The sequence below is a fragment of the Chlorogloeopsis fritschii PCC 6912 genome, from assembly GCF_000317285.1.
In the GTDB taxonomy this organism is placed as follows: Bacteria; Cyanobacteriota; Cyanobacteriia; order Cyanobacteriales; family Nostocaceae; genus Chlorogloeopsis; species Chlorogloeopsis fritschii.
In genome coordinates, this window is sequence record NZ_AJLN01000051.1 from 117,578 (window position 1) to 140,736 (window position 23,159).

Genomic DNA, 23,159 nt, shown 5'->3' on the forward strand with positions numbered 1-23,159 from the left:
TTTTTAATTAAGTAGATGGTAATAAACTTATGAAGACAGCTAAAAAGCTAGTCTTCAATTGGTAGCAATCTGTTACTGCTAGAGTATTTAAGTTTATTCGCCTACTACTTTAACTGCAAATTTAACATATCTCATCTGTGAAAGTGTAATGGAAGATAACAAAGAAAAAAAAATTCATCGCACCGCCAATCCTGGTGATGTAATTTCTCAACAGCCACAAAGCATCGAAGAAAAATCCCAACAACAAGCGGTAAATGCTCCTGATATCACCGGCGATCAGATCGAAGTCCCGACTTACTTTGTTGTAGAAGAGCCGGATGGTGAAAAAAAAGCGTTACATCATGTTAAAGATGCTGAAGAAATATCAGACGTGATTCGAGAAGCACGAGTTGATGAAGAAGGAAATCGGCAGTGGTGGTAGTAACTTAACCTGAGATTGGAGGATAAGGTTAGGGGCAGAAAGAAAAATCAAAATTTATCAAAGTATAATTTCTCTCGTCTAACGACAGGGGAGATAGTGAATTCACTGAGCTATTGCAGGTTTCTTAACTCCAAGCGTCGAAAAACGGCGCTTGGAAGCTACCAAAGGCAAAGTGTGGTCACACTCTATTAACATAAATAAAATCTATAGCTCTCTTCTAAATTCTCTAATTTAATTAAATAAAATTATTATTTTCAGTTTGTCTGAGCATACAATCAATATGTATCAGTATAATTATTAGCATTAATCACGAGCTAATCTATATTATTTAGAGATTAAATACTCGCTTCTGTAACAAAAATCAACTTAACTATACTTTATTTTATTATTTTTACCACCAATTTTCTTCGGCTCGGAAATTGTTAGGAAATATACTCATAATTCTTAGTTCAAAAAGGCCCTAACAATGGACAAGTTGAGTTTACGACTAATCTAACTAATATTATTTGTTTTTACAAAGCTTTGGGGATTCAAGCTTGAAAGATGTTTACCAATTTAGAGATTAACTATTTAAGACGACATCTCTAGAAAATTCGATAGCACACCAATGAGAGTGGAGCACTAATTAATAACAAGTAAAAGGCTGCGGCAGTAGCCAAACAGCCTGTGGTTACGGAAAGTACGAGCAAAGCAATTGAGCGATAATTTATCGGTTTAATACCAAGATCCATCTCATGCTTTACCTGTAAAGGAGTTAGGAGTGAAAAATTTATAGTTTATAACTTTTAACTCAACTAACTCGTCATTCTTCATGACTTCGTTAATCCATAACTCTGTTGATCCTCAGGAGCAACTTGGGGAAGCCCCATACTGTAGTTTGTGACGCGAGAAGTAAGATTGTAGCTAATTTCGCCCTTTTGCAGGAGCGATCGCATAAAATGCTCCAAATCCGAACCAATACGACGTAAGTTGTAGTCTGTTAGGTCTGCGCCGCTATATGCTTCCACTAGTTCATCAAACTTATGATAAACCTTTTGCAGAGCATCTTCATCCCAGATAAATTCGTTGTCTGGGTCAACATCCAACGTTAAAACCTGATTGCTGGGAACCAATTCGCCATCCCGATCCAGTTCAGCCGCAAAAATACGGATATGTCGGGTTGTGGACTTGAGGAGCATTGGGTTGTCGTCCATAACAGTGTCAAATAGGGTGATCCAGTTTCTCGTTTGAATAGAATACAAGCAAACAGTCAGCAGATGCTATGGGCAGCCTAATACCGAATCGGGATTTTACTTTTTTGATTAGGGGATAGTTCTATCTTAATCCCTATTGAGGATTGACATGAAACGAAATCTTCACACTGAAATTGTTGCAGATGCTGTGGATCAGCTTGAATCCCCTTGAATCTTCGGCTAAGATGGTCGCCAAAACCCCTAATAAGGAAAAGGCAATGCCTTTGTTGTCAGCATGGGTAATTATTTTGCCTGCGTCAATTATTAATCTGTCTACTTTTGGGGGTTGAGACTGTATATTTTACCAAACTAAACGTGTGGTTAACCAATTGATTAATTACATCATGAAGATTGTCTGGCTTCTCTGTAACGCCACGTGCCAGGAAAACGGGAAGTTGCTCTTGAGGCATCTCAGCCTATAAAAAGGACTGCACACACTTGTGTACCCTGATGATACGTTCTACCTGCACCAAGCTCTGAGGGCATAGTAATTTTGCTCGCACTGGACTTGAAAGTGATAGAGGGTTGTACTAGCAATAATGGCTAAAGTTTGTCCGCCTACAATTTTTCATCTTTACATAAGCAAAAAATGGCCTTATTACTTTAGCAGTAAGTGATTCTACTAATGTAAATGTTCATGCATATTCATAATCTACTCCTGCGATTGGCAATGAACTAATGTGAGATACTTGGCGAATCATTGAAATCATGTCTATAATTGTCTTCCCAAAAAGAATTTTTACTTTTTGCTGACTATGTCTATAAATCTTGCTTGTCTGTCAAAAGAAAAATTAGTACATCTAGTAATTTTACGTAATTTAGACACAATAACGTCTAGCTTTCATTAATGTAGAGAAAATCAGCGATTTTACTTACGTAAAAATACTAAATTTTCAGTAAAAACTCAAACTGTTATTGACGTAGAGATAAAGTTGATGTAAAAACCTTTAAAAAGCTAGAACTAGTTCTTACAGAAACTTTATTGTATACAATCTTAAAAACTGAATAATGGTTATGGCTTGGTTCAAACACAGCTAATGCTGAAATATTTGAACCTTGATCGGAAAACTTGACAGTAGTAAAGTTTAGCTATAAACAATACGCAGGAGAGGCAAAATGGAATACAAGTTTTGTTCCACAAAAAAAGAGGGTTAATTCAAATATTTTAGTTCCGAAAAAAACATAAAGAATTTTTGCTTGTAGATATAGCTCCTCCACCTCAATCAACATAAAGTAAAGGAATCCTAACAGCTATGAGTTCTAAAGCTTTACCACGTCAAATCAACAATATCGAAGTAGGAGTTTATGAGTGTGAAATACATCTGAAGTTCCGACTAATTGAAGAAAAAAGTTTATTGGGCGATCGCGATCAATTGTTACAAGTGCTACTAGATGCTTTAACAGAAGGTTCCGATGACTTTCTAGAAACCCTACAAGCTTCTGTAAAAACGCAAGAAATTTCAGAACTTAAAGCTTCACCACAAATGCGACGTCAATTAATGCGTCTGCGAAATTTTAATGAGAATGCTTAATGATGAAACCTGTAATTAAGCTGCTACGTATGGAATTTACACCTTTACTCGTGAGGGTTGTCATTAGTCATTAGTCATTTGTAATACAAAAGACAAAGGACAAACGACTAACAAAGCGTACTCGTTGTTATTTTTTCAAAGGTTTCAGATTTTGAAATTATATTTCCAGGTATTTGCTAGAACCAGTTCTTTTGTTTCTAATTGCCGAGGTATTAGCTATTAACAATTGTTATTACAGACTCTGCTTCTTTGACTGATTTCTGTTTTGCTGAGTAAAAACAAAGGGTGCCACAGTACTTAAAACTTGGAATTTTAAATTCTGACTTTTGGATTGTAAATTCTCTGTAAATTACATCAAGTCAATTTTGACCTATCAATTTTAACTTGACAGATAGTAATATCTTGGAAGGTGAGTATAGTTACAGTGGTTTCCCTGTTATCACCTCAGTGCGGTTTCTAACCACCACAATCGTGAATAGTGTTGTGGTTAGAAGCCACACTGATTATGATAGACAAAATGTTTTATTTAGCCAGACCGTGTTCGAGGGCAAAACGAACCAATTCGGTGCGGCTATTTGTACCAGTTTTACTAAACAAGCGGCTAACATACTTTTCAACATTGCGAACGCTAGTATCTAAGCGTCTAGCTATTTCTTTATTCATCAACCCTTCAGCTACCAAATTTAAAACACTTTGTTCTCTGGGGGTTAAGTCAATTGTGAAAGGTGGTGGAGATTGAGCAAGCGCGTTTTTTTGAGTTAATAGTGCTTTGATTTGGGCAATTTGATTGGCTAGATCGGCTATATCGGGCGTTTCACCCTCTTCAGTTGCGGCTTGAGCTTTGGTGGCGCGGCGAGCAAGCAAGTTTTCGACTATTGCCACTAATTCATCGGGATCGAAGGGTTTGGGCAAATAGGCATCTACTCCGGCTTGATAACCTTGGATGCGATCAGTTGTCATGCCTTTAGCCGTTAGAAATATCACTGGCAGTGCCTGAAAACGAGGATCTTCGCGCATCTGCTTAAGGAACTGATAGCCATCCACCTGAGGCATCATGATGTCGGAAATCACAAGATCCGGTAAACTTTGTTGCATCAATTCCCAGCCTTCACGAGCGTTACTGGCAACTTGAACGCTGAAACCGCTTTCTTGTAAATAATCTTTCACTGCTTCACGCAATCCCGGTTCATCATCTACCAGTAACAGTTGTGCTGACATCTAAAAATTTCCTTTCCTCAACTTTATTTACAATCTAGCGAAAATAAGCAGGCTGTTGTAAAAGCAAATAAACTCTACTCTAATTGGTTCAAATGCTTTTAAGTAAATATTTATAAACTTTTGTCATCAATTGGGGACATACAATGCCCCCACAATCTTAAATTACTTTAGTTTGTTCAAAAATCTTTCATGGATGAGCAAATTGAACTTTTCCTTGTTTGGAGCCATTGCAACTTTGAGCAAAACTTGCTAGTCTCAGTACTCGCGCTTTCAAAGTATGGTAATTTAATGCAAACAATAGACGAACATTCAAGCCAAAGACGTCAAAGCAACCTTCCTGGTTGTGGGAACTGCACTCAAAATTGAAAATGCCTGCATCTTTGATCATCCACCTGATGCGATGTGCAACTAGTTGGAGTTGGTGTACATCGTGCTCACTGAAATTATGGGACTGGTAAGTACCAACGTGCAGAACTCCGACCATACCCTGTTTGATCGGTATTGGTATGCCAACAAGTGATTTAAGATCCTTGTGGCGCAGAACTGGACTTACAACCTCTACCTTTGATAAGTTATCAACTACCATAGGCTTCATGCTTGCGGCAATATGACCGGCAAAGCCCTGTCCTATAGGAACACGGATTTGCTGTGAAATCTCTTCCTCAAGTCCTATAGTGGCATAAACAGATAAATTCTGTTGACCTTCAACAGGTAGTAGAAACGTAACAGTATCTACAGACATATACTCTTGTACCCACTGCAATTCCTTTTGCAAGGATTGTGCCAACTGGGCTTTTATGTCGGTAGGTTTGCGACCTATTCGTACTTTCCAACCTTTATAGAATCTTTGTAAACCAATATGGTCTGCCCAAAACATTATTATTTGACTCCAGTCGATACCAAGTTTTAAATGGTTGTAACATTTCTAAAAATTATAGCTTTTTTATAAATTAGAGGTATGGCAATAATAATATTGGAATAATACTGGCATTATAGATTTGAATGAATGTGTATTTACTAACTATCCCATTAGAGGGATAATAACTACGAGTGAACTATTTTGTATTTATCTTATTCACCTTTTAGTATATTTACTTTCAATAAGATGGTAAATATTAACCGAGTAGCAATCGTGGGAGGAACTCATGGGAACGAGTTTACAGGTGTATATCTAATTAATAAGTTTAATAAAATTCCGAAATTAGTTCAAAGACCAAGTTTTAAAACACAAACAATAATTGCTAATATATGGGTTTTTAATACCGTCAAAAGATATATTGATAAAGATTTAAATCGCTGTTTTGCGACTGCCGATTTACAAAATGATAGCCCTTGTTATTTAGAAGAAAAACAAGCCAAATTTCTGAATAGACTCTCGACCTCAAAGGTAATTTTCAAGTTAATTTTATTTTGGATTTGCACAGTACGACTGCTAATATGGGTGTTTCGCTCATTTTAGTCAATCAGAATTATTTAATGTGAAACTAGCAGCATATCTAACTGCTATAGAACCATCTATAAAAGTTTATAGCTGGGTTGAGCCAGGAAAAGATAGCTCCTTTTTAAATTCCTTGTGTGAAAATGGTTTTGCTATCGAAGTTGGAGCGATCGCATCAGGTATTTTAAATGCAGCTTTATTTCAACAAACTGAAAGCCTGATTCAGACTATCCTTGATTATTTAGAGAACTTGAACAGTGGTGCAATTGAGCAGACAAACAGAAAACTAACTATTTATGAACATTGGAAGCCAGTCGCCCTTGATGATTAGTAGGGGAGACAGCACGCCTTTGTGGGTTCTCCCCGTAGTGTAGCGACTGCCGTGCGGGTTGCTCACAGCGTCTCAATTATCTTCGCTGTTTCTAGTATTTTGGCTTCCCTTTGTCCTGCTGCACGTGCCCTAGCAGTAAATAAACCAATAGGAGTATTTAATAAGTCTACAAGAGAGGCTCTGCCAGCTAAAGATTTGATGCTATCTGTAGGTAATTCCTTGAATAACCAACGTGCTAACCGATAACCACATTCTTTAAGTGTGATGTCCCGCATTAACTCCACGCCATGTAACTCATGCAAATAGCGATTAGAACGTCCATAGCGTCGCCATTGACTTTCTAATTCTTTAAGTGTATTTCGGTGTCGGTGCTGCACGATCGCTTCAGGAGCAAATTCCAAACGCCCGATATTTTCTTGTTGAATTCGCCAACAAATATCGGCATCGCCACCAGAATCAAGATAGGGACGAAATAAACCCACTTTTTGTAGTGCTTGTCGTCGAATTGCTAAATTTGCAGTTTGACCGTAAGGACAAAACTTATGGGCAAGGGTATGTTTTTGTGATAGAGTTTCTTGGCGAGCGGCAAAGTGTTCTAGTAAGTTGTTTGGAGATAATGCCGTAATTTCACCGACAACGATCGCTATATCAAGATTAATAAAAGGTGCAATTAATACTTCTAACCATTTTGGCTGGGGGCGACAGTCAGCATCAGTAAAGGCTACAATCTCGCCAGTGGCAGCACGAATACCTTTGTTGCGGGCGGCGTAGGAACTTTGAATTTGATTTTCGCTCTCTATACGAATGAGCGAGGGAAATTTTGTGGCAATTTCTTGCAATATAACAGCAGTGCGATCGCTACTGTTATTATCTACCAACAAGTACTCCAGCTTTTGTTTTGGGTAAGTTTGAGCCAGCAGGCAATTAATTAACTCTGGTAAATCTGCTTCACCGTTATAAATAGGAATAACCAGTGATACCCTTGGTAAAAAGGCATCACTGGTAGTTGCATGAACTAGTTCATTCATAAATTCAACTTTTTGGATTTGGGATTATTAGCAGCTAGTGGTTAGTATTTAGTGGAATTTTCTACTAATTACTGTACGGGAGGCAGCGCGCCCTTGCGGGTTAAGCGCGTCGAGTGCGACTGCCGTGCGGGTTTGAACAACAATCTCTCTAGGATGACGAAATATCTAAATAAACCCGCCCCTGCTAACCACTAACCTGATGTTTCGTTTTTAGTATTCCCAATTCCTAATCTCGAACGAATCTACAATCGCAAATCCCTGGCGCGAGCGCTGATTGGTTTTTGGGATGGTTGATTTTGTAAAGGCTTGGCAAAGTGATTGCTAGAAAGAATTGCCAAAGCACGGGTATAATGAGGGTCGTTTTGAGTTCCTAATAAATCTGGGTTAGAGGCTAACTGACGCTGTTGTTCCTCTGTTAAATCTAGTTTTATATGAGGCGCAATGCCTTTCTGACTAATATCTGTTCCTTGAGGGGTGTAATAATGGGCGATGGTGATTGCTACGCCAGAACCATCTGCTAATTCATGTACTGATTGTACTAGGGCTTTGCCAAAAGTTTGAGTGCCAACTACTGTCGCTCGTTTATTATCCTTGAGTGCGCCTGCTAGGATCTCGCTGGCACTAGCTGAGTTATTATCCACAAGCACTACAAGGGGGCGGTTGGTTAGAGCAGTTTGATTGGCTTTGGTTTGATCGCTGGCACCTTTTCGATCTACCGTGCGAACGATTGGGCCATCATTTAGCCACATCCGAGCAATTTCAATACTCGCTTGCAACAAACCACCAGGATTGCCGCGCAAGTCCAATACAAAGCCATTGACTTGCTTGCTGTTCAAATCGCGGATAGCTCGGCGCATTTGATCTGCAGCATGGCCACTAAATTCCCGCAAGCGGATATAACCAATACGGCGATTACCTTCTTGCTTGAGAGCATAACGTACTGTAGGCACTTCTATAGTTGCCCGTGTTAGCTTTAAATCAAAAGCATTTTGCCCATCCCTTTGCAAGCGCAAGGTTATGATTGTACCCGCCCTACCTCGAATCAACTTGGAAGCATCTTCGATTTTCATCTGATGGGTAGATTTACCGTTAATCGCCACAATCTCATCTCCAGGCTTGACTCCCGCTTTCATTGCTGGCGAATTTTCCAAAGCTTCTACAACGGTTAGTCGCTTGGTTTTTTCATTCATTTCCATCCTGATGCCAATGCCAGAGACTTCCCCAGATGTTTGGCTAGTCAGGGCTTCAAACTGTTTGGGATCCATAAACCGAGTGTATGGATCGTTTAACTGTTGTAGAGCTTCGCGAATGGCAGTGTAGGCTTGTTCGCGGGAAGTATAGTCTTTGCTCAAAAGACTAACTCTTATTGCCTGCCAATTTTTTTTGTTAAACGAACCATCTACATATTCACGATTTACCAATTGCCATACTTGGTCAACTACCTGTTTGGGGCTATCTTGTAGTGCTGCACGAACAGAACGACACCAAACTGTTCCAAATACAGATAAAGTAGCCGTAGAAGCGATCGCCCCTCCAATCAAAGCCACTTGCAGCAGCGAGTACCGTTTTGTAGATTGTTTCATGTATATTAGCTGGAATAATTGTGTGGTTGACAATTTAGCAATCAAGCTTTTTGGAAATTTATAAGTTTTCCTACTGAGCTATAAATTTTTTCATCTTTTTTCCTTTAAAGAGTTCTGAAAATAGTGCGTAATTTTTCAAGAAGTTTCCTTGTCTTCGTCAACTTGCAAGTCAGCTTACTGTATTTGTATAACACTTTCATCAGTGCCATATTTGCACTCATTATTACCTAATAGTAGATTTTACTAGGCTAACTTAATTCTAAAGATTAAGAAGTTTCAGTAACTTAAATTTTATATAAATCCGTCATGAACCGTAAAGTTCAAGGTAATCAATTTCGCCGTCGCAAAATCCTACTAAGTAAAGAGTGGGGATTTTTACAGAAAATAGCGATTTGGCTGGGTCTTCTCCTTAGCATTTGGCTAGTGTTTATCACTATAACGTTAGTTTTGGCATCTTCCAAGCCAGTGGATGCCTTATTTGTACTTGGTGGTAGTATTCGTAGGGAAATTTATGTTGCTAAATTAACAAAACAGTACCCCAAATCTCAAATTTTAATTTCTCAGGGTTCTCCAGAACCCTGTATTTGGCTGATTTTTCAGAAAGAAGGGGCTTCCATGAAGAATGTTACTTTGGAGAAGTGCGCTGATTCAACTTTTGATAATTTTTACTATGGTATCCCGATTCTGCGTCGCTGGAATGTGCATAAAGTCATGTTAATTACTTCTCCAACCCACCTACCACGAGCTAAGTGGCTGGGACAGATTCTTTTGGGCGCACATGGGATTTGGATGGAAACAGAGATTGTCCAAGAACGTGGAATCCCTGGTAATAGAGAGTTTGGGGTGAAAACTGGACTGGATGTCACTCGCAGCTTGTTTTGGGCAGGACTGAGTCAGATTATTCAGCCCCAATGCCAGGAAGTGAAAAGATTAGAAGATGTGAATATAGAAGCTTGGCAGTATCGGGGTTTTCACTGTGAACGGCAGGGAAATTTAACTAATACTAGAACCAACAAAAAAGAGCAATAATTTTCATCAAGCTGAATTGTTGAATAACGTTGAGGATTATCTCAAGTTTTTTACATTCTCAAGGAAATTGGATCATCTTTCAAACTTAGAAATTACCTTGATTAAAAGTAGGCTGAACTGCGATCGCCAAAATTGTCGATAAAGGCACGTCAGCAAAATATTGGCGCTGAAATTGTTCTTCGCGGACAGCTGCTAAAAATTGGTCAATGGCAACCTCTGCAAGAGTTGATTCAGCGTTTGCATCCTGACTAATTTGCAAATAGAGGTCTTGTCGTTGGACTGTAAAACCTATATATTTTAAGGCTTTGAAACCCAAAAGCAAACTGGAGTTGCTGATTCCTAATTTCTGTAAAAGTTGGACACGCGTGACTATTTGATTAGTGCGGCTGAGATATTTGGCAATTCCTACAAGCGTTAGCCAAATTTGCTCTGGTGGTTGGCGTTCGGGTTTTGACCATGCGATCGCCAAAGGTTGCTGATTGTGAAGCGATCGCCTCAACCATGCCCGTAAATCATCCCAGCTGGTGGGGCATTCTTTGAGGAGGAGAGGGTGAGGGGGTGAAGGAGTGAGGGGAAGAGTAGGAATATTACGCCAGTCCAAGATTGGTATAGATGGTTGAGTTACTTGGGTAAATTGTTCACTAGGACGTACAGTAATCAATCGAATTTCGTAGCGTTTTTTGAAGGTATTGTAGTCTAACTCTGCAATGCAATCACATTGCCCCGATGGTAATTCATCTTTATGGTGTCCCCACCATACCCCAGGGAAAGGATTTTTTGTCGAATTATCCCGAATATCAAACTCAGTTTTGATGTACTGCACTTTTTTCCCCTGCCAATCTTGTTGGTTGCGATGCCAAGCATTTTCAAACCAGCAGTTTTGGATCAGTAACTTTGGCACAGGATTACCCATGCCACAAGGTTCTAACAGTTTTAGTTCTAAAAATAATTCTTTTCCCAAGTCTGCAACTGTCACCACTAAGTCTGCTTGTATTGTTGATGTTAAAGTGACGCCTCCCAAAGTTTGCCGCAGTTGTTGGTTAATGGCCTCTGTAAACAAAGGAATATTCTCAACTGGCAAACTTAAACCTGCTGCATAGGGGTGTCCGCCAAAGCGATGCAAAAGATGGGCTTGGTTTTTTACTAGTTGGTATAAATCGACTGAGTTGATGGAGCGGGCAGAACCACGCGCCAATATAGAGGGGCTAGGGACTAGGGGCTGGGGGCTAGTTTCATCTTCCCTAGTCCCTAGTCGCCAGTCCCCAGTCCCTTCTGTACTCAGCAAAATTGTCGGTTTTCCTGTCTCCTGTGCTACTTGCCCTGCGACTAAGCCCAAAACACCAACAGCCCACTGGGAATCTGATAAGACTATGACACTAGTCGTGGATAAGTCCATTTGGTTGAGCTTTTGCTTAACTTGCTCTACCACTTCTTTTTGTAGAGACTTGCGGCGAGAGTTGGCTAATTCTGTGACTTCTGCCAGTTGATTGACACGCCTGGGGTCACGACTAGTCAGTAATTCTACGCAGAAGCTGGCATCGCCTTGAATACGACTAACGGCATTAATGCGCGGCCCAAGACCAAAGGAAATATCTGTGGGGCGATCGCCACTTTTTTGGCACAATTCTAACAATCGCCCTACTCCCGGACGCCGCCGCAGTGACGGAGGTTGCTTAAAATCTTCTTGCAGTCGCTCAATTCCCAACTGTGCCAAATAGCGACAATCTCCACTTAGTTGTACTAAATCAGCAATTAGTCCCACAGCTACTAAATCCAATAAATCTTCTAAAGATTGTTGCGGGACATTTGGCAAGGTTTGATACAAAGCCTCCACCAACTTATAAGCGACTGCTACTCCAGAAAGATGAAACAATTGATGGTCATTTGGTAAATAGCGGGGATTGATAATGGCAGTTACAGGAGGACGTTCCGCTGGCAGGGTATGATGGTCTGTAACAATAATATCTAAACCTAGTTGTTGAGCATAAGTAATTTCCTCAGTATTTGTGCTGCCCGTATCGCAAGTCACAATTAACGTGCAGCCTTGTTTAGCTAAATTATCAATGCCTTGATAGTTAAGGCCATGGGATTCTGTCAGGCGATTGGGAATGTAATAAATTAAGTGCGTATTTTGAGCAAAAAACTGCCCCAAACCATCCCACAATACAGCCGTGGAAGTAATGCCATCAGCATCGAAGTCTCCCCAAATCGCGATTTTTTCACCAGTTTTCCATGCCCTTTGCAACCGTTCCACCGCCAGTTGCATTTCTTGCCCAAACTCAAATGGGCTTGCTGGTTGATAAGCTTTTGGATTGACAAAAGCCGTTAGCTGCGAAGCATCTCGTATACCTCGTTGCCATAACAACTGCGCCGCAAAATAGCCGCTTGATGTAGGTGTATACTGCTTAATCGCTTGTAAGAACCACTCCGGTGGTTTTTCATCTGATGCAAGAATCCACTGCATATAGTTAATGGTTAAGGGTTAATGGTTAATGGTTAATAGCAATGAACAATTAACTATTAACAATTAACTATTAGCTATTACCAACTAAACAGGCGTTTGTTCATCAGTGATGTGAGATTCACTGATTAAGGCATTGAGGGCAACTTCACTAGCAACGCCTTCGGGTTTGCGAGTGCGGATTGGGCGAGAGCGTTTATAACCAGCCCTTTCAGCTTTTTGGCGCTCGTAATCAATGAGTCTGCCATAATGCTCATGTCTGCTTAGATTCATCGACAAGAAAATATGCTGGCGAATATTACCAAAACCTTTGCGGGTAAAAAACTTGACTGCTGAATCATTTTCTGGATCGGTGTCTACTAACATGAATCTCGCCCCATCTTCAATCATGCGGGCGATGACTGTATCAACAAGTTTGTCTCCTACTCGGCGACGCTGAAATTTGGGACTAACTCCTAACCATAGAATATACCCGTAAGTCCAAGAAGCCTTAGTAATAATAGTTCCTAAAATAAATCCTGCTAATTGCCCGTCGATTTCGGCAACAAGGCAGTATTCTGGATCGGTATTGTAAAGTCCAATCACCTCCCACTCATCCCAGCAACGGTATAGATAGGGATATAAATCACTAGTAAATAATTCTTCTCCTAAATGATAAACGGGGGCTATATCGTCAATTCCTAATTCGCGGACATAAACCGCATCAAATTCTTGTGGAAGCATAAAATAGTAGGGATTAGGGGTTAGAGGCTAGGGGCTAGGAGCTAGAAAATTAAAAAGTAAAAATTTTTAATTTTACATTTTTAATTTTTAATTGATTTGTCCCCAGTCCTTAGTCCCTTTACAGTGATACTTCTTGAATGTTAGCGAGATTCAGTAGGTTAAGGTTCACTGCATTGGGAGAAGAATTTGTCACAGATGTCAGTTCAGAATTGGTGCGATCGCGATCGCATCTCGTTGCAAACTGGCAATACTCGCAAGCTTTGTTACCCTCTGGTACTTGCGGAAAATCTTCTCCCTGGTGGTAACGTTCTAGCCATTGGTTTAATTTACTTAATAGTTGTGTAAGCTTCTTAGCTGTTTTCTCGTGTTGAACAGTACTATAACTAAATTTAATACTTTGCGGTTTACCTTCAGACTGGACAAACCAGTAAGTCATGGAAATATTTTCTGGTAGATAATCGCTGGTTTCAGCCAATACGTAAGTATATAGACGTGTCTGCCAATTTTGTTCTAATTTGTGTTTGTTTGGTAGTTTGGGATAAGTTTTCCAATCAAAAATTTGTGCTTGCTGGTTGTCTGCTATTAATAAATCGTAGACAACTGTCAGTAAATAATTTTTAACTTGCAGCGTGCGATAGTGTTCGCTTTCACGAAAAATTTGACTATCGACAACAGGCATTAAAATTTCTGGTGCAGCATTAGCAAAAGCTGTCATCCAAGTTTGCAATTGTGGATCTGCTTGCAAGAAACCATCAATTGATAAACCCATTTCTCGCTGCTGCATCAACAGGTGAAAGCGGCTCCCCAAGGTTTGGTGTTCTTCGCGTTCTGGATCGGCGGGAGAATGAAGTTGTTCTAAATAGGTGTGTTGGAATTGGCGGGGACAACGTTCTAAAAGATTAAGTTGTCCTTGGGAAATTCGCAGAAGTTGAGGTTGAGTGGATAGCATACTTTTAAGATAGCGATTCACATTTGTCCACAGGCGATCGCTCTTAATATAACCGTAGTAATCCGGAGGTCATCAACTTTCGGCACAGGTGATGATAATTCGATTAAGACGGAAATTATTACTGGCTAAAAGATTGGGGTTCGCCATCCCATTCAGGATCGTTGAAGTGTTCGTAGGCTTTGACGAAATCATAAATGGTGAAGTAGTCCTTCCCTTCAAATAGGCGAGTACCGCGACCAATAATTTGTTTAAATTCAATCATCGAGTTGATGGGGCGCATCAGCACGATGTTACGCACGTTTCGGGCATCAACCCCAGTGGACAGCTTGTGGGAGGTGGTGAGAATGGTGGGGATAGTTTTCTATAAGGGTCTTTTGAATATTTCCCATTCTTAATACAGGAATTTCTCCTTCTGCCAGGGATTTAGCAGACGAACCATATTCTACCTTTTCACACACATCCCCTAACTTTGTCTCTGTCCACCCGTTGCCTTTCTGGGTGAAGATGGCGTTTAGATAGCTTTCAAATAATTCGCGGGAGTTGGCGAGGTTTTTTTCGGTGTTTGCGATCGCTCTATCAATCCCCTCAAACGCCTCATCCAAAATTGCCACAATCCGCCTTTGTTCAGGCAGTGGTGGAAATGGAATGGGTATTGAGTTTAGTGATTTTTGATTAAGTTTTGGTTGAGCCATACCACTTACATACGGCTCAAGGGAGATGGAATTTAAATAATATTCGATGAAACTCTGTGTAATTTTTTCTTTAAAGCGGAGTACATGAGCGTGGTTATTTACCCACGTCTTACCTGTAATTGAGAATGCTATTGGATAGCTTCTTGCCAAAAGATTCGCACCATCTTCAGACACTAAAAGTAAATCTTCATCAAAGATGTAATTGTCAACGTAATCAACAATACCAGAAGCACCATAATAGGGAATGTTGCCAGATTTTCTTGAAAACTTTGTGATAGGTACTCGTTTGCTATCTAGATTTTCACAAAGTTTATCTAAATATTTGATTTCCCAACCCACTGGCAACTGTCCACTATCAACTCTCAACTGCATACCATCCCCTCAATACCAGCCAACATCTTTGCACTTTCCGCATCCAAAACCGCTATACTTCTAAACTTGTTCATAAGCAGCAATAAAATCATCCCGTGAAATCCCAGATTGAGTGCAGATACTTCTGAGGGTAGAACCTTTAATTAGTTTATGATTTGGCAAAGTTAAAGGAGTATTTGTGCCATCAGAATTTTGTCTAATCATAGAAATATGTTCTTTTTCTCTGATTATTGAAAATCCAAAACCCTCAAGCACCTTAATTACTTTTGATTTAGGGGCATCAACAGGAAACTTTGCCATTAAACGTTTGCCTCTGCCACAAAAGCTTCGAGTATTGGGGAATCAGATTCTAGCACCGATTCTCCAAAAGTTTCGACATGAAATAAAATAGCCGATCGCACATCATTTAAAGCTTCTTCATAGGTGTCACCCTCACCAACTACAACCCCTTGAATACCTAAAGGATAGGCAACATAACCATCAGGGTGCTTTTCCACAATGATTTTGATATTTTTCATAGTTACATCAACTAAATTAATTGGATATCCAAAAAAAACGTAACATAATCTGCTAATTGTCAACTGTCCATTGTCAACTGCATAATTCCCGCCAAAATCTCCGCACTCTCCGCATCCAAAGCCGCAATTTCATCCAGAATTTCCTGTGGTTCTCGTAACGTCGATTCCTCAGCTTTATTTGGATTCTTCACCGACAAATCAAATGTCTCCCGATCGACATCAGCAATATCCACCAGCCAAGATTTTTCTGATAGTGCAAACGTAGCCTGTAACTCTACAAACTCGCGCAAATCCTCATCATTCAGCGCATTCGTTTTCCCCAAACTACGCCCCGGATCGAGTTGGTAATACCAAATTTTCTGAGTTGCCATTCCCTGAGTTAAAGGTTTTCCCTGAGAAAACGTTGCTTGAAACTCTGTAAATATGGGAATAATTTGCGGTTGACATAATCAATCAGATCATCGCCTATCAGCGCGTTATCATGATCCAATGTACCGTCCGCTTTTTTCGGTGTTGCCCAAGACGACCAGCGATGCGCCTCATCAATAATAAATTCATAAGGTTTACCTACTAGTTCTGCCTCTAGCGCCCTTTCCTGCTCCAAATCATCCAAATACTTTAGAAACAGTAGCCAAGAGGTTTGCTCCGTGTAATCTAACTCTGTAGTACAACCTGCCTCTTTCCAGAGAACATCATCAATATTTTTAAAAGTTTGCTCGAACATTTAGCTTTACTGTGGGATTTTTAATATTAATGGCTTGGCTCCTATCTTGCACCTAGAAGGTGAAATGAGGGTGCGATTCGTTGAGTGCTAAATCACGGTTAAAAAACCGTACATAGTTACTCCAATCTAAGACTGCCAAGTCTAGATTGAACTTTCAGATTGATGTAGGTGTAAACCTGGATTTCTCACAAAGACTGAGAAATCAATGTTCAAAAACTTTCAGGACATATATTATACAAGTCTTACAGCAATTTTACCCATAACCCTTGAACTCCCCTACGACTTTTCACAAGGTTTCAACGACCATCCCGTCTAGGGGTGGTTGAAAGAAGATTTGTGTTGTTACTAGGTGAGATATTTATTTCAATTAGAAGAGTTGAAGGGCGCACTTAGTTAGGGACAACTCCGACACTGTGTATAGTGGAGATTAAAAATAATTTGTCGTTTTAGGTTTTTTGACAAATAATTCTGTCGTCACGGACAAATAATTTGTCGCTTTGCACAAAAATCGGGATGACTGGATTCGAACCAGCGGCCCCTTCGTCCCGAACGAAGTGCGCTACCAAGCTGCGCTACATCCCGGCACAGTAATGCCAACATAAATAGAGAATATCACAGGCTAGGGGAAATTACAAATGAGGGGATAGGGCATAGGGGAAGGGGATAGGGAACAGGGGATAGGGAACAGGGGACAGGGAACAGGGAACAGGGAACAGGGAACAGGGGACAGGGAACAGGGAACAGGGAACAGGGAACAGGGAACAGGGAACAGGGAACAGAAGATTATTTCATACTTCAGACATCAGCTCCGCTTTTGTCGGAACTTGCTACCATTAACTTTGATAACTAACTTTAAGTGGTGAAGGCAAATTGTGACTGTAAAGCCAGACTGGTTGCGGGTAAAAGCGCCTCAATGGGAGCGTGTGGGTAATGTTAAGGAGATTTTGCGGGATTTAGCCCTAAATACGGTTTGTGAGGAAGCGTCTTGTCCAAATATTGGTGAGTGCTTCAATGCTGGTACGGCGACATTTTTGATTATGGGGCCGGCTTGTACGCGTGCTTGTCCTTACTGCGATATAGATTTTGAGAAAAAACCCAAACCCCTAGACCCGACGGAACCTGCACGACTGGCGGAAGCAGTGCGCCGCATGAAGCTAAATCATGTGGTCATCACTTCTGTAAACCGCGATGATTTGCCGGATGGAGGTGCATCCCAGTTTGTTGGTTGTATTGAAGGAATTCGCGCCATCTCACCCAACACTACCATCGAAGTTTTAATTCCCGATCTGTGCGGTAATTGGGAAGCGTTGGAGTTAATTTTGCAAGCACAGCCAGAAGTTCTCAACCACAACACAGAAACGGTTCCGCGCTTGTATCGCCGCGTGCGTCCCCAAGGTAATTATGATCGCACGCTGGAATTACTGGAGCGTTCCCGTCAACTGGCACCGTGGATTTATACAAAATCCGGGATTATGGTGGGACTAGGCGAAACTGATGAAGAAATTCGCCTAGTCATGAGAGATTTGCGATCGGTGGATTGTGATATTTTAACGATTGGGCAATACCTCCAACCCAGCCAAAAACATTTGAAAGTAGATGGATTTATCCACCCAGATCAATTTGCTGCCTGGAAAGCATTTGGCGAAGAATTAGGATTTTTACAAGTTGTTTCTTCTCCATTGACCAGAAGCTCCTATCATGCAGAACAAGTCAGAGAATTGATGGAACGTTACCCCCGTAGAAGAGGACAAGGGGACAAGAAAGCACCAGGAGCAGAGGAGCAGGGGTGCAGAGGAGAACAACCAACTACTAACCACTAACTACTAACCACTGTACGGGCGGATTTTATTAGTAATCTCTCAAAATAACGAAATATCTAAAATAAACCCGCCCCTACTAACCAATGACTAATGACCAACGGCCAATGACCAATGACTAATTCCAAATCAGTAGTAATTCTGGGTGCGGGTGCTTGGGGAAGTGCCTTGGCAACTTTGGCATCAACGAATGGTCACAAAGTCCATGTTTGGTCGCGTCGGGGTTCCAAAACTTTGGCAGAGGTATTAGAGGGTGCTGAAATTATCCTTTCAGCAGTTTCGATGAAGGGTGTAAGAGATGTTGTTTCTGGGCTGAAGTCTTTATCCCTTTCTCCAGAAATAATTTTTGTCACGGCAACGAAAGGTTTAGATCCTCAAACCACCTGCACACCTTCACAAATTTGGCAAGAAGCTTTTCCCCATCATCCAATAGTGGTGCTTTCCGGGCCGAATTTATCTGCCGAAATTCAACAGAAATTACCAGCTGCAACGGTAGTTGCTAGCAGCGTTATCAGTGCTGCTGAGGATGTGCAGCTGGTTTTGTCTTCTCATCGTTTCCGCGTTTATACCAATACGGACACTTTAGGAGTAGAACTAGGGGGAACACTTAAGAATGTGATTGCGATCGCTGCCGGTGTGTGTGATGGTTTGCAGTTGGGAACCAATGCTAAAGCTGCTTTAGTTACCCGTGGTTTAACAGAGATGGTTCGCATCGGCTTGCATTGGGGTGGAAAGCAGGAAACATTTTACGGTTTGTCTGGTTTAGGCGATTTGCTTGCCACCTGTAACAGTCCTTTGAGCCGCAATTATCAAGTTGGCTACCAACTAGCTTGCGGCAAAACTTTGACAGAAATTCTCGCTCACTTGCAAGGAACAGCTGAGGGCATCAATACGACTAAAGTATTAATGCAGCGATCCAAACAGCAAAACATTTCCACGCCAATTACCGAGCAGGTTTATCGTTTACTTCAGGGTGAAGTTACTCCCCGACAAGCGCTTGAAGAACTCATGCTGCGAGACATCAAGCCGGAATATCACTAGTAAATTGCTGGTAGTTGTAAAGCGGATTGACATAAATATCTTAGTCATTTCACTGAGATATTTAGTTAAACCCTCCTTACAGTAGTTATTTTTTGGTTATTTTTCCCTAACTACTATACGGGCGGGTTTTAACAACAATCTCTCTAGGATGACAAAATATCTAAAAAACCCGCACGGCAACCGCACTCAACGAGAAAACCTCTAAGGGCACGTTGCCTCCCCTACTAACCAATAACTACTAACAATTCCCAAGAATCCCTGACGAAAAATTGTTCAAACCTTCAGGAAATTACTCACATAACTATGTAGATATGACTATGCTTGTGAGAAACAAGTGTCTTACTGATATGTATTTATACGAGGGCACAAAGTTAACAAACATGAGAAATCAAGGCTTCAACATTAACTAAAGAATTAATACTTTTAAGTCTACTTAAGGCTTTGAATCGCTTTACTTCAATGCGGACGAAAGCAATAGCAGACACTTTTCATGTACGTAATAAATAACACCTATTTGGTTTTTTGAAAAAAAACCTCAAGGTCACTCAAAACAATGTTAGTTCTTCGTAAATCACGGGAACAATAGCAACAGTTGATTAGCTAACCGCAATCTATTGTTACCTGGAGCCATTGAGACGATCCTTATGCCAGCAACATCTTTTTACGCAGACGCCGCCTACGAAACCCAACAGTCACCCCAGATGTTTGACCCAGATATCACAATTGATGAGAGTGAACTGCCGCTAGACGATCTGGAAGAGTTGGAGATGGTTTCTACCGATCCGGCTAGTTTCGCTCCCAGCGTTAACCGTCGCAGCACAGACTTGGTACGTCTATATCTTCAGGAAATTGGTCGGGTTAGACTGTTAGGACGAGATGAAGAAGTTTCAGAAGCTCAAAAAGTTCAGCGCTATTTGCGATTGCGGATAGTTTTGTCTAATGCCGCCAAGCAAGGAGATGAAATAGTTGCACCGTATCTGCGGATCATTGAAATTCAGGAGCGTTTAGCATCGGAACTAGGACATCGTCCTTCTATAGAACGGTGGGCTCGTGCTGCTGGTGTGGACGTGTTCGAGCTCAAGCAAACTTTAGGGCAGGGAAAACGTCGCTGGGCTGAAGTGGCTAAGTTGACTGTGGAAGAACTGGAGAAAATTCAAAGTGATGGACTTCAGTCTAAAGAGCACATGATTAAAGCCAATCTCCGCCTAGTGGTATCAGTTGCTAAGAAGTATCAAAATCGCGGTTTGGAATTATTAGATTTAGTCCAAGAAGGCACTTTGGGCTTGGAGCGAGCTGTCGAAAAATTTGATCCAACGAAGGGATATCGCTTCAGCACTTACGCTTATTGGTGGATTCGTCAAGGTATCACGCGGGCGATCGCTACTTCTAGCCGCACAATCCGTCTTCCAGTTCACATTACAGAAAAGTTAAACAAAATTAAAAAAGCTCAACGTAAAATTGCTCAAGAAAAAGGTCGCACTCCAACTCTAGAGGACTTGGCACAAGAATTAGAAATGACACCTGCCCAAGTGCGAGAAGTTTTGTTAAGAGTTCCCCGCTCTGTTTCTTTAGAAACCAAAGTTGGTAAGGATAAGGATACAGAATTGGGCGAATTGCTCGAAACTGATGGTGTAACGCCAGAAGATATGTTAATGCGAGAATCTTTACAAAAAGACTTGCAGCACCTTTTGGCAGATTTAACCAGTCGTGAACGGGATGTAATTTTGATGCGGTTTGGCTTGGCAGATGGACATCCTTACTCGCTAGCCGAAATTGGACGTGCTCTTGACTTATCAAGGGAAAGAGTTCGTCAAATTGAATCTAAAGCACTACAGAAGTTACGCCAACCCAAGCGCCGTAACCTGATTCGCGACTACTTGGAATCTTTGAGTTGACAAATGGTCAATGCTCAATTGTCAATAGTCAACAGTGAACAAACTCTCATTTATCTACTGTTGACTATGGACAAATCATTAATTGATTGCTTTACTAAATCTTTGTTCCCAAAGTTTCTCATCAGTTTGTAGCAAATAATTGACATCTGAGTCAAGCAAAACTAAAAGTTAGTATCTCTCAAGATATTTTGAGTACGGGGATCGTATCTTAATCTGTTGTTAATCAATATTCAATCGCTTCTACCATCATATTTAGTAAATGTTTGCAATAAGCATTCTTTGTTGCAAATTGGTCTAAAGTTTTGCTATATTCTCAGCTGACAGGGTTTGTTGAGAAAAATTTGTATGACGGTTTACAGCGCTACTTCACTTAAGGCAGAATTAAACGAACGAGGCTGGCGTTTAACTCCCCAGCGAGAGACAATTCTACACATTTTCCAGGATCTTCCGCAAGGAGAACATCTCAGTGCAGAGGATTTGTACCATCGACTAGAAACCAAAGGAGAAGGAATCAGTCTGTCAACTATTTATCGAACTTTGAAGTTGATGGCACGGATGGGAATTTTGCGGGAACTAGAGTTGGGAGAAGGTCATAAACATTATGAATTAAACCAGCCTTACCCCCATCATCACCATCACCTGATTTGTATCAGGTGCAACACAACTATCGAGTTCAAAAATGACTCCATTTTAAAAATTGGTGCGAAAACTGCTCAAAAAGAGGGTTATCACCTGCTTGATTGCCAATTATCAATTCACGCAATTTGTCCAAAGTGCCAAAGGTCTTTGATGCCTGTGTAACACTTAAGTAAGATTACTGGGGCAAGTGCTGATATTGATTATACAGGTAAGTTTTTGAGCAGTCTAAAACTAACGGCGAATGGAGGTAGGCAAGCTGTTAAGCAGTGTTACCAACACAGAGTGCAGGTGTTAGAAGCGTCCGCTTCTAACATCACTTAAGCTGATACCATAAAATTCTTGAGCTAGTTTAATGGCTCGCTTGGTTTCATCTCCCATCACGCCATTGAGAGCACCTTTATAAAAACCGCGATCGCGCAGTCGTCTTTGTATTTCCAAAACTTCAAACTCGCTTTTAGCAGCAGTTTTGACGGCATTGTGTAATTTGGCTCTAGTAGTTGGCCCGGCAATACCACTTACTGCTAGGAAGTTATCGGCTTGAAAACGTCGGACTGCATCTGCAGTATAAGGGCCATAGTAGCCATTTGGCTCTCCTTGTAAATAACCAGCTTGGATTAACTGTTCTTGAAGAACCCTAACTGGCTCACCGCGATCGCCTTGGCTGAGGTTATCTCTTTGTTTAACTGGTTTGGCAACTTCTTGTGTACCACCAACACCCAATGGTGGTAATTTGCGGAGAGTATTTGGCCCTGCAACACCATCAACATCTAATTTGTAAGCTATTTGGAATCTTTTGACAGCTTCTTCTGTAATCGGCCCAAATATACCAGTGGATTGACCAAAATAAAAACCCGCAACTCGCAAACGTTCTTGTAAAATTCTGACTTGTTCACCTTCGTCGCCTTTTTGTAATAAATTGGGACTACGGCGCTTATTGTGAGTAGAAGCATTCAGAGCATTAACTCTTTGAGTTTGGTTGCTTACAGTTCTAGCAACTTGGCTTTGGGTTTTTACAGTGCTGGTTTTTTTACTTTGGGTAGTGGCATTATTGACTTTTTGAATTTGAGTACTCGCAGTATTGGTTTTTTTGCTTTGGGCTTTAACCGTACTTTTTTGCCAGTTCTCTAATTTTTGTAAAGTTGTTGAGCCAGCAATACCATTTACTTGCAAACCGACTGCCTTCTGGAAACTACGGACAGCAGCTTCGGTATCGAAGTCATAGACTTGTGTAATCGGAGCTTGATAAAAGCCTGCATTTTTTAGTCGTTGTTGCAAAGAACGGACAGAAGGGCCTTGATCTCCTCTTTCTAATGCTAAAACACTGGTGACAGCACTGAGAGTAGACAGGGTAACGAGCAAGGGCAGCATATACTTCCAAGCCTTACCAGAAAGACGTCTCCAATCAGGTGCTGGTGTGCCCTTTAACAAAGAATTGAAATCAATCAATTCATTCGACAAGGGTTCTTCGTAGGCAGAAGCTACGTACAAATATGCAAGATTGTCCATATGATGTTTC

23 protein-coding genes, 1 tRNA gene and 1 pseudogene are annotated in these 23,159 nt (G+C 40.9%); 9 read left to right on the forward strand and 16 right to left on the reverse strand.

Annotation, left to right across the window (positions count from 1 at the left end; translation table 11 throughout):
* The first annotated feature begins 148 nt into the window (after window positions 1–148).
* A complete protein-coding gene (locus UYC_RS0108035; protein ID WP_016877331.1) occupies window positions 149–421 on the forward strand; it encodes a hypothetical protein in 273 nt (90 codons plus the stop codon).
* A gap of 809 nt (window positions 422–1,230) precedes the next feature.
* Here UYC_RS0108035 and UYC_RS0108045 read toward each other — a convergent pair.
* Entirely contained in the window at window positions 1,231–1,614 is a 384-nt protein-coding gene (locus UYC_RS0108045) for an NAD(P)H-quinone oxidoreductase subunit M (RefSeq protein WP_016877330.1), read from the reverse strand.
* 1,292 nt (window positions 1,615–2,906) lie between these two features.
* On the opposite strand from UYC_RS0108045, the gene UYC_RS0108050 reads away from it, so the two are divergent.
* Window positions 2,907–3,185: an Npun_R1517 family heterocyst differentiation transcriptional regulator gene (locus UYC_RS0108050; RefSeq protein ID WP_016877329.1), complete on the forward strand. Its 279-nt coding sequence runs from the start codon at window positions 2,907–2,909 to the stop codon at window positions 3,183–3,185.
* A gap of 522 nt (window positions 3,186–3,707) precedes the next feature.
* Here the strand turns inward: UYC_RS0108050 and UYC_RS0108055 are convergent.
* Window positions 3,708–4,403, reverse strand: coding sequence for a response regulator transcription factor (locus UYC_RS0108055; RefSeq protein ID WP_016877328.1), 696 nt, complete (start codon window positions 4,401–4,403; stop codon window positions 3,708–3,710).
* A gap of 187 nt (window positions 4,404–4,590) precedes the next feature.
* A complete protein-coding gene (locus tag UYC_RS0108060; RefSeq protein ID WP_016877327.1) occupies window positions 4,591–5,280 on the reverse strand; it encodes a GAF domain-containing protein in 690 nt (229 codons plus the stop codon).
* A 228-nt stretch (window positions 5,281–5,508) separates the two neighbouring features.
* Between UYC_RS0108060 and UYC_RS40305 the strand changes: the two genes are divergently transcribed.
* Both UYC_RS40305 and UYC_RS39865 read left to right on the forward strand, forming a co-directional pair.
* Window positions 5,509–5,862: a M14 family metallopeptidase gene (locus UYC_RS40305; RefSeq protein WP_026087648.1), complete on the forward strand. Its 354-nt coding sequence runs from the start codon at window positions 5,509–5,511 to the stop codon at window positions 5,860–5,862.
* Window positions 5,863–5,881: 19 nt separating this feature from the next.
* On the forward strand, window positions 5,882–6,172 hold the full coding sequence (locus tag UYC_RS39865) for a M14 family metallopeptidase (RefSeq protein WP_026087647.1): 291 nt from the start codon (window positions 5,882–5,884) through the stop codon (window positions 6,170–6,172).
* A 62-nt stretch (window positions 6,173–6,234) separates the two neighbouring features.
* Here the strand turns inward: UYC_RS39865 and UYC_RS0108075 are convergent, their stop codons facing one another.
* Together UYC_RS0108075 and ctpB are read right to left on the reverse strand one after the other, a co-directional pair.
* Window positions 6,235–7,200, reverse strand: a complete 966-nt coding sequence (locus tag UYC_RS0108075) for a glycosyltransferase family 2 protein (RefSeq protein WP_016877326.1) — start codon at window positions 7,198–7,200, stop codon at window positions 6,235–6,237.
* A 242-nt stretch (window positions 7,201–7,442) separates the two neighbouring features.
* Window positions 7,443–8,783 carry a carboxyl-terminal processing protease CtpB gene (ctpB, locus tag UYC_RS0108080; RefSeq protein WP_016877325.1) on the reverse strand — a complete coding sequence of 447 codons (1,341 nt, stop codon included), beginning with the start codon at window positions 8,781–8,783 and terminating at the stop codon, window positions 7,443–7,445.
* Between the two features lie 306 nt (window positions 8,784–9,089).
* Between ctpB and UYC_RS0108085 the strand changes: the two genes are divergently transcribed.
* Window positions 9,090–9,812 carry a YdcF family protein gene (locus UYC_RS0108085; RefSeq protein ID WP_016877324.1) on the forward strand — a complete coding sequence of 241 codons (723 nt, stop codon included), beginning with the start codon at window positions 9,090–9,092 and terminating at the stop codon, window positions 9,810–9,812.
* A gap of 85 nt (window positions 9,813–9,897) precedes the next feature.
* On the opposite strand, the gene UYC_RS0108090 is transcribed toward UYC_RS0108085, so the two are convergent.
* From UYC_RS0108090 to UYC_RS0108135, 10 genes and pseudogenes are all read right to left on the reverse strand, one after another.
* Entirely contained in the window at window positions 9,898–12,276 is a 2,379-nt protein-coding gene (locus UYC_RS0108090) for a single-stranded-DNA-specific exonuclease RecJ (RefSeq protein WP_016877323.1), read from the reverse strand.
* 84 nt (window positions 12,277–12,360) lie between these two features.
* Window positions 12,361–12,996 (reverse strand): GNAT family N-acetyltransferase, encoded by a 636-nt coding sequence (locus tag UYC_RS0108095; RefSeq protein WP_016877322.1) that lies wholly within the window; start codon window positions 12,994–12,996, stop codon window positions 12,361–12,363.
* 118 nt (window positions 12,997–13,114) lie between these two features.
* The gene (locus tag UYC_RS0108100; RefSeq protein WP_016877321.1) at window positions 13,115–13,945 is read right to left on the reverse strand and encodes a PD-(D/E)XK nuclease family protein; all 831 of its coding nucleotides are present in this window, start codon (window positions 13,943–13,945) and stop codon (window positions 13,115–13,117) included.
* A 133-nt stretch (window positions 13,946–14,078) separates the two neighbouring features.
* A pseudogene (locus UYC_RS36460) lies at window positions 14,079–14,306 on the reverse strand (hypothetical protein); the annotation flags it as partial.
* Window positions 14,254–15,009 (reverse strand): restriction endonuclease subunit S, encoded by a 756-nt coding sequence (locus UYC_RS0108110; protein WP_016877319.1) that lies wholly within the window; start codon window positions 15,007–15,009, stop codon window positions 14,254–14,256. The gene UYC_RS0108110 and the pseudogene UYC_RS36460, both read right to left, overlap by 53 nt.
* A gap of 60 nt (window positions 15,010–15,069) precedes the next feature.
* Complete coding sequence (locus tag UYC_RS0108115) at window positions 15,070–15,309, reverse strand: type II toxin-antitoxin system HicA family toxin (protein WP_016877318.1); 240 nt, start codon at window positions 15,307–15,309, stop codon at window positions 15,070–15,072.
* On the reverse strand, window positions 15,309–15,527 hold the full coding sequence (locus UYC_RS0108120) for a type II toxin-antitoxin system HicB family antitoxin (protein WP_026087646.1): 219 nt from the start codon (window positions 15,525–15,527) through the stop codon (window positions 15,309–15,311). The genes UYC_RS0108115 and UYC_RS0108120 overlap by 1 nt, the downstream gene beginning before the upstream one ends.
* Before the next feature lie 59 nt (window positions 15,528–15,586).
* A complete protein-coding gene (locus tag UYC_RS39410; protein ID WP_016877316.1) occupies window positions 15,587–15,898 on the reverse strand; it encodes a hypothetical protein in 312 nt (103 codons plus the stop codon).
* 8 nt (window positions 15,899–15,906) lie between these two features.
* Window positions 15,907–16,251: a type I restriction-modification system subunit M N-terminal domain-containing protein gene (locus UYC_RS39415; RefSeq protein ID WP_016877315.1), complete on the reverse strand. Its 345-nt coding sequence runs from the start codon at window positions 16,249–16,251 to the stop codon at window positions 15,907–15,909.
* A gap of 508 nt (window positions 16,252–16,759) precedes the next feature.
* Window positions 16,760–16,833, reverse strand: a tRNA-Pro gene (locus UYC_RS0108135).
* 290 nt (window positions 16,834–17,123) lie between these two features.
* Between UYC_RS0108135 and lipA the strand changes: the two genes are divergently transcribed.
* The 4 genes from lipA (at window position 17,124) to UYC_RS0108155 (ending at window position 21,805) form a co-directional block, all read left to right on the forward strand.
* Window positions 17,124–18,071: a lipoyl synthase gene (gene lipA, locus UYC_RS0108140; protein ID WP_016877314.1), complete on the forward strand. Its 948-nt coding sequence runs from the start codon at window positions 17,124–17,126 to the stop codon at window positions 18,069–18,071.
* 111 nt (window positions 18,072–18,182) lie between these two features.
* Window positions 18,183–19,109 carry an NAD(P)H-dependent glycerol-3-phosphate dehydrogenase gene (locus UYC_RS0108145; protein ID WP_016877313.1) on the forward strand — a complete coding sequence of 309 codons (927 nt, stop codon included), beginning with the start codon at window positions 18,183–18,185 and terminating at the stop codon, window positions 19,107–19,109.
* A gap of 644 nt (window positions 19,110–19,753) precedes the next feature.
* Entirely contained in the window at window positions 19,754–21,004 is a 1,251-nt protein-coding gene (gene sigC / locus UYC_RS0108150; protein WP_016877312.1) for an RNA polymerase sigma factor SigC, read from the forward strand.
* 345 nt (window positions 21,005–21,349) lie between these two features.
* Window positions 21,350–21,805 (forward strand): Fur family transcriptional regulator, encoded by a 456-nt coding sequence (locus tag UYC_RS0108155; RefSeq protein WP_016877311.1) that lies wholly within the window; start codon window positions 21,350–21,352, stop codon window positions 21,803–21,805.
* Window positions 21,806–21,934: 129 nt separating this feature from the next.
* On the opposite strand, the gene UYC_RS0108160 is transcribed toward UYC_RS0108155, so the two are convergent.
* The gene (locus UYC_RS0108160; protein WP_016877310.1) at window positions 21,935–23,149 is read right to left on the reverse strand and encodes a peptidoglycan-binding domain-containing protein; all 1,215 of its coding nucleotides are present in this window, start codon (window positions 23,147–23,149) and stop codon (window positions 21,935–21,937) included.
* Window positions 23,150–23,159: the final 10 nt, after the last annotated feature.

Excerpts from the sequence above, each read along its gene's own strand:
- UYC_RS0108035 (WP_016877331.1), top strand. The coding sequence starts at position 149 with ATGGAAGATAACAAAGAAAAAAAAATTCATCGCACCGCCAATCCTGGT.
- UYC_RS0108110 (WP_016877319.1), bottom strand. The coding sequence starts at position 15,009 with ATGCAGTTGAGAGTTGATAGTGGACAGTTGCCAGTGGGTTGGGAAATC.
- UYC_RS0108055 (WP_016877328.1), bottom strand. The coding sequence starts at position 4,403 with ATGTCAGCACAACTGTTACTGGTAGATGATGAACCGGGATTGCGTGAA.
- sigC (WP_016877312.1), top strand. The coding sequence starts at position 19,754 with ATGCCAGCAACATCTTTTTACGCAGACGCCGCCTACGAAACCCAACAG.
- UYC_RS0108155 (WP_016877311.1), top strand. The coding sequence starts at position 21,350 with ATGACGGTTTACAGCGCTACTTCACTTAAGGCAGAATTAAACGAACGA.
- UYC_RS0108050 (WP_016877329.1), top strand. The coding sequence starts at position 2,907 with ATGAGTTCTAAAGCTTTACCACGTCAAATCAACAATATCGAAGTAGGA.
- UYC_RS0108085 (WP_016877324.1), top strand. The coding sequence starts at position 9,090 with ATGAACCGTAAAGTTCAAGGTAATCAATTTCGCCGTCGCAAAATCCTA.
- UYC_RS40305 (WP_026087648.1), top strand. The coding sequence starts at position 5,509 with ATGGTAAATATTAACCGAGTAGCAATCGTGGGAGGAACTCATGGGAAC.
- UYC_RS0108045 (WP_016877330.1), bottom strand. The coding sequence starts at position 1,614 with ATGGACGACAACCCAATGCTCCTCAAGTCCACAACCCGACATATCCGT.
- UYC_RS0108095 (WP_016877322.1), bottom strand. The coding sequence starts at position 12,996 with ATGCTTCCACAAGAATTTGATGCGGTTTATGTCCGCGAATTAGGAATT.
- UYC_RS0108115 (WP_016877318.1), bottom strand. The coding sequence starts at position 15,309 with ATGGCAAAGTTTCCTGTTGATGCCCCTAAATCAAAAGTAATTAAGGTG.
- UYC_RS0108090 (WP_016877323.1), bottom strand. The coding sequence starts at position 12,276 with ATGCAGTGGATTCTTGCATCAGATGAAAAACCACCGGAGTGGTTCTTA.
- UYC_RS39415 (WP_016877315.1), bottom strand. The coding sequence starts at position 16,251 with ATGTTCGAGCAAACTTTTAAAAATATTGATGATGTTCTCTGGAAAGAG.
- UYC_RS0108145 (WP_016877313.1), top strand. The coding sequence starts at position 18,183 with ATGACTAATTCCAAATCAGTAGTAATTCTGGGTGCGGGTGCTTGGGGA.
- UYC_RS0108120 (WP_026087646.1), bottom strand. The coding sequence starts at position 15,527 with ATGAAAAATATCAAAATCATTGTGGAAAAGCACCCTGATGGTTATGTT.
- UYC_RS0108060 (WP_016877327.1), bottom strand. The coding sequence starts at position 5,280 with ATGTTTTGGGCAGACCATATTGGTTTACAAAGATTCTATAAAGGTTGG.
- UYC_RS0108100 (WP_016877321.1), bottom strand. The coding sequence starts at position 13,945 with ATGCTATCCACTCAACCTCAACTTCTGCGAATTTCCCAAGGACAACTT.
- UYC_RS0108160 (WP_016877310.1), bottom strand. The coding sequence starts at position 23,149 with ATGGACAATCTTGCATATTTGTACGTAGCTTCTGCCTACGAAGAACCC.
- ctpB (WP_016877325.1), bottom strand. The coding sequence starts at position 8,783 with ATGAAACAATCTACAAAACGGTACTCGCTGCTGCAAGTGGCTTTGATT.
- UYC_RS0108075 (WP_016877326.1), bottom strand. The coding sequence starts at position 7,200 with ATGAATGAACTAGTTCATGCAACTACCAGTGATGCCTTTTTACCAAGG.
- UYC_RS39410 (WP_016877316.1), bottom strand. The coding sequence starts at position 15,898 with ATGGCAACTCAGAAAATTTGGTATTACCAACTCGATCCGGGGCGTAGT.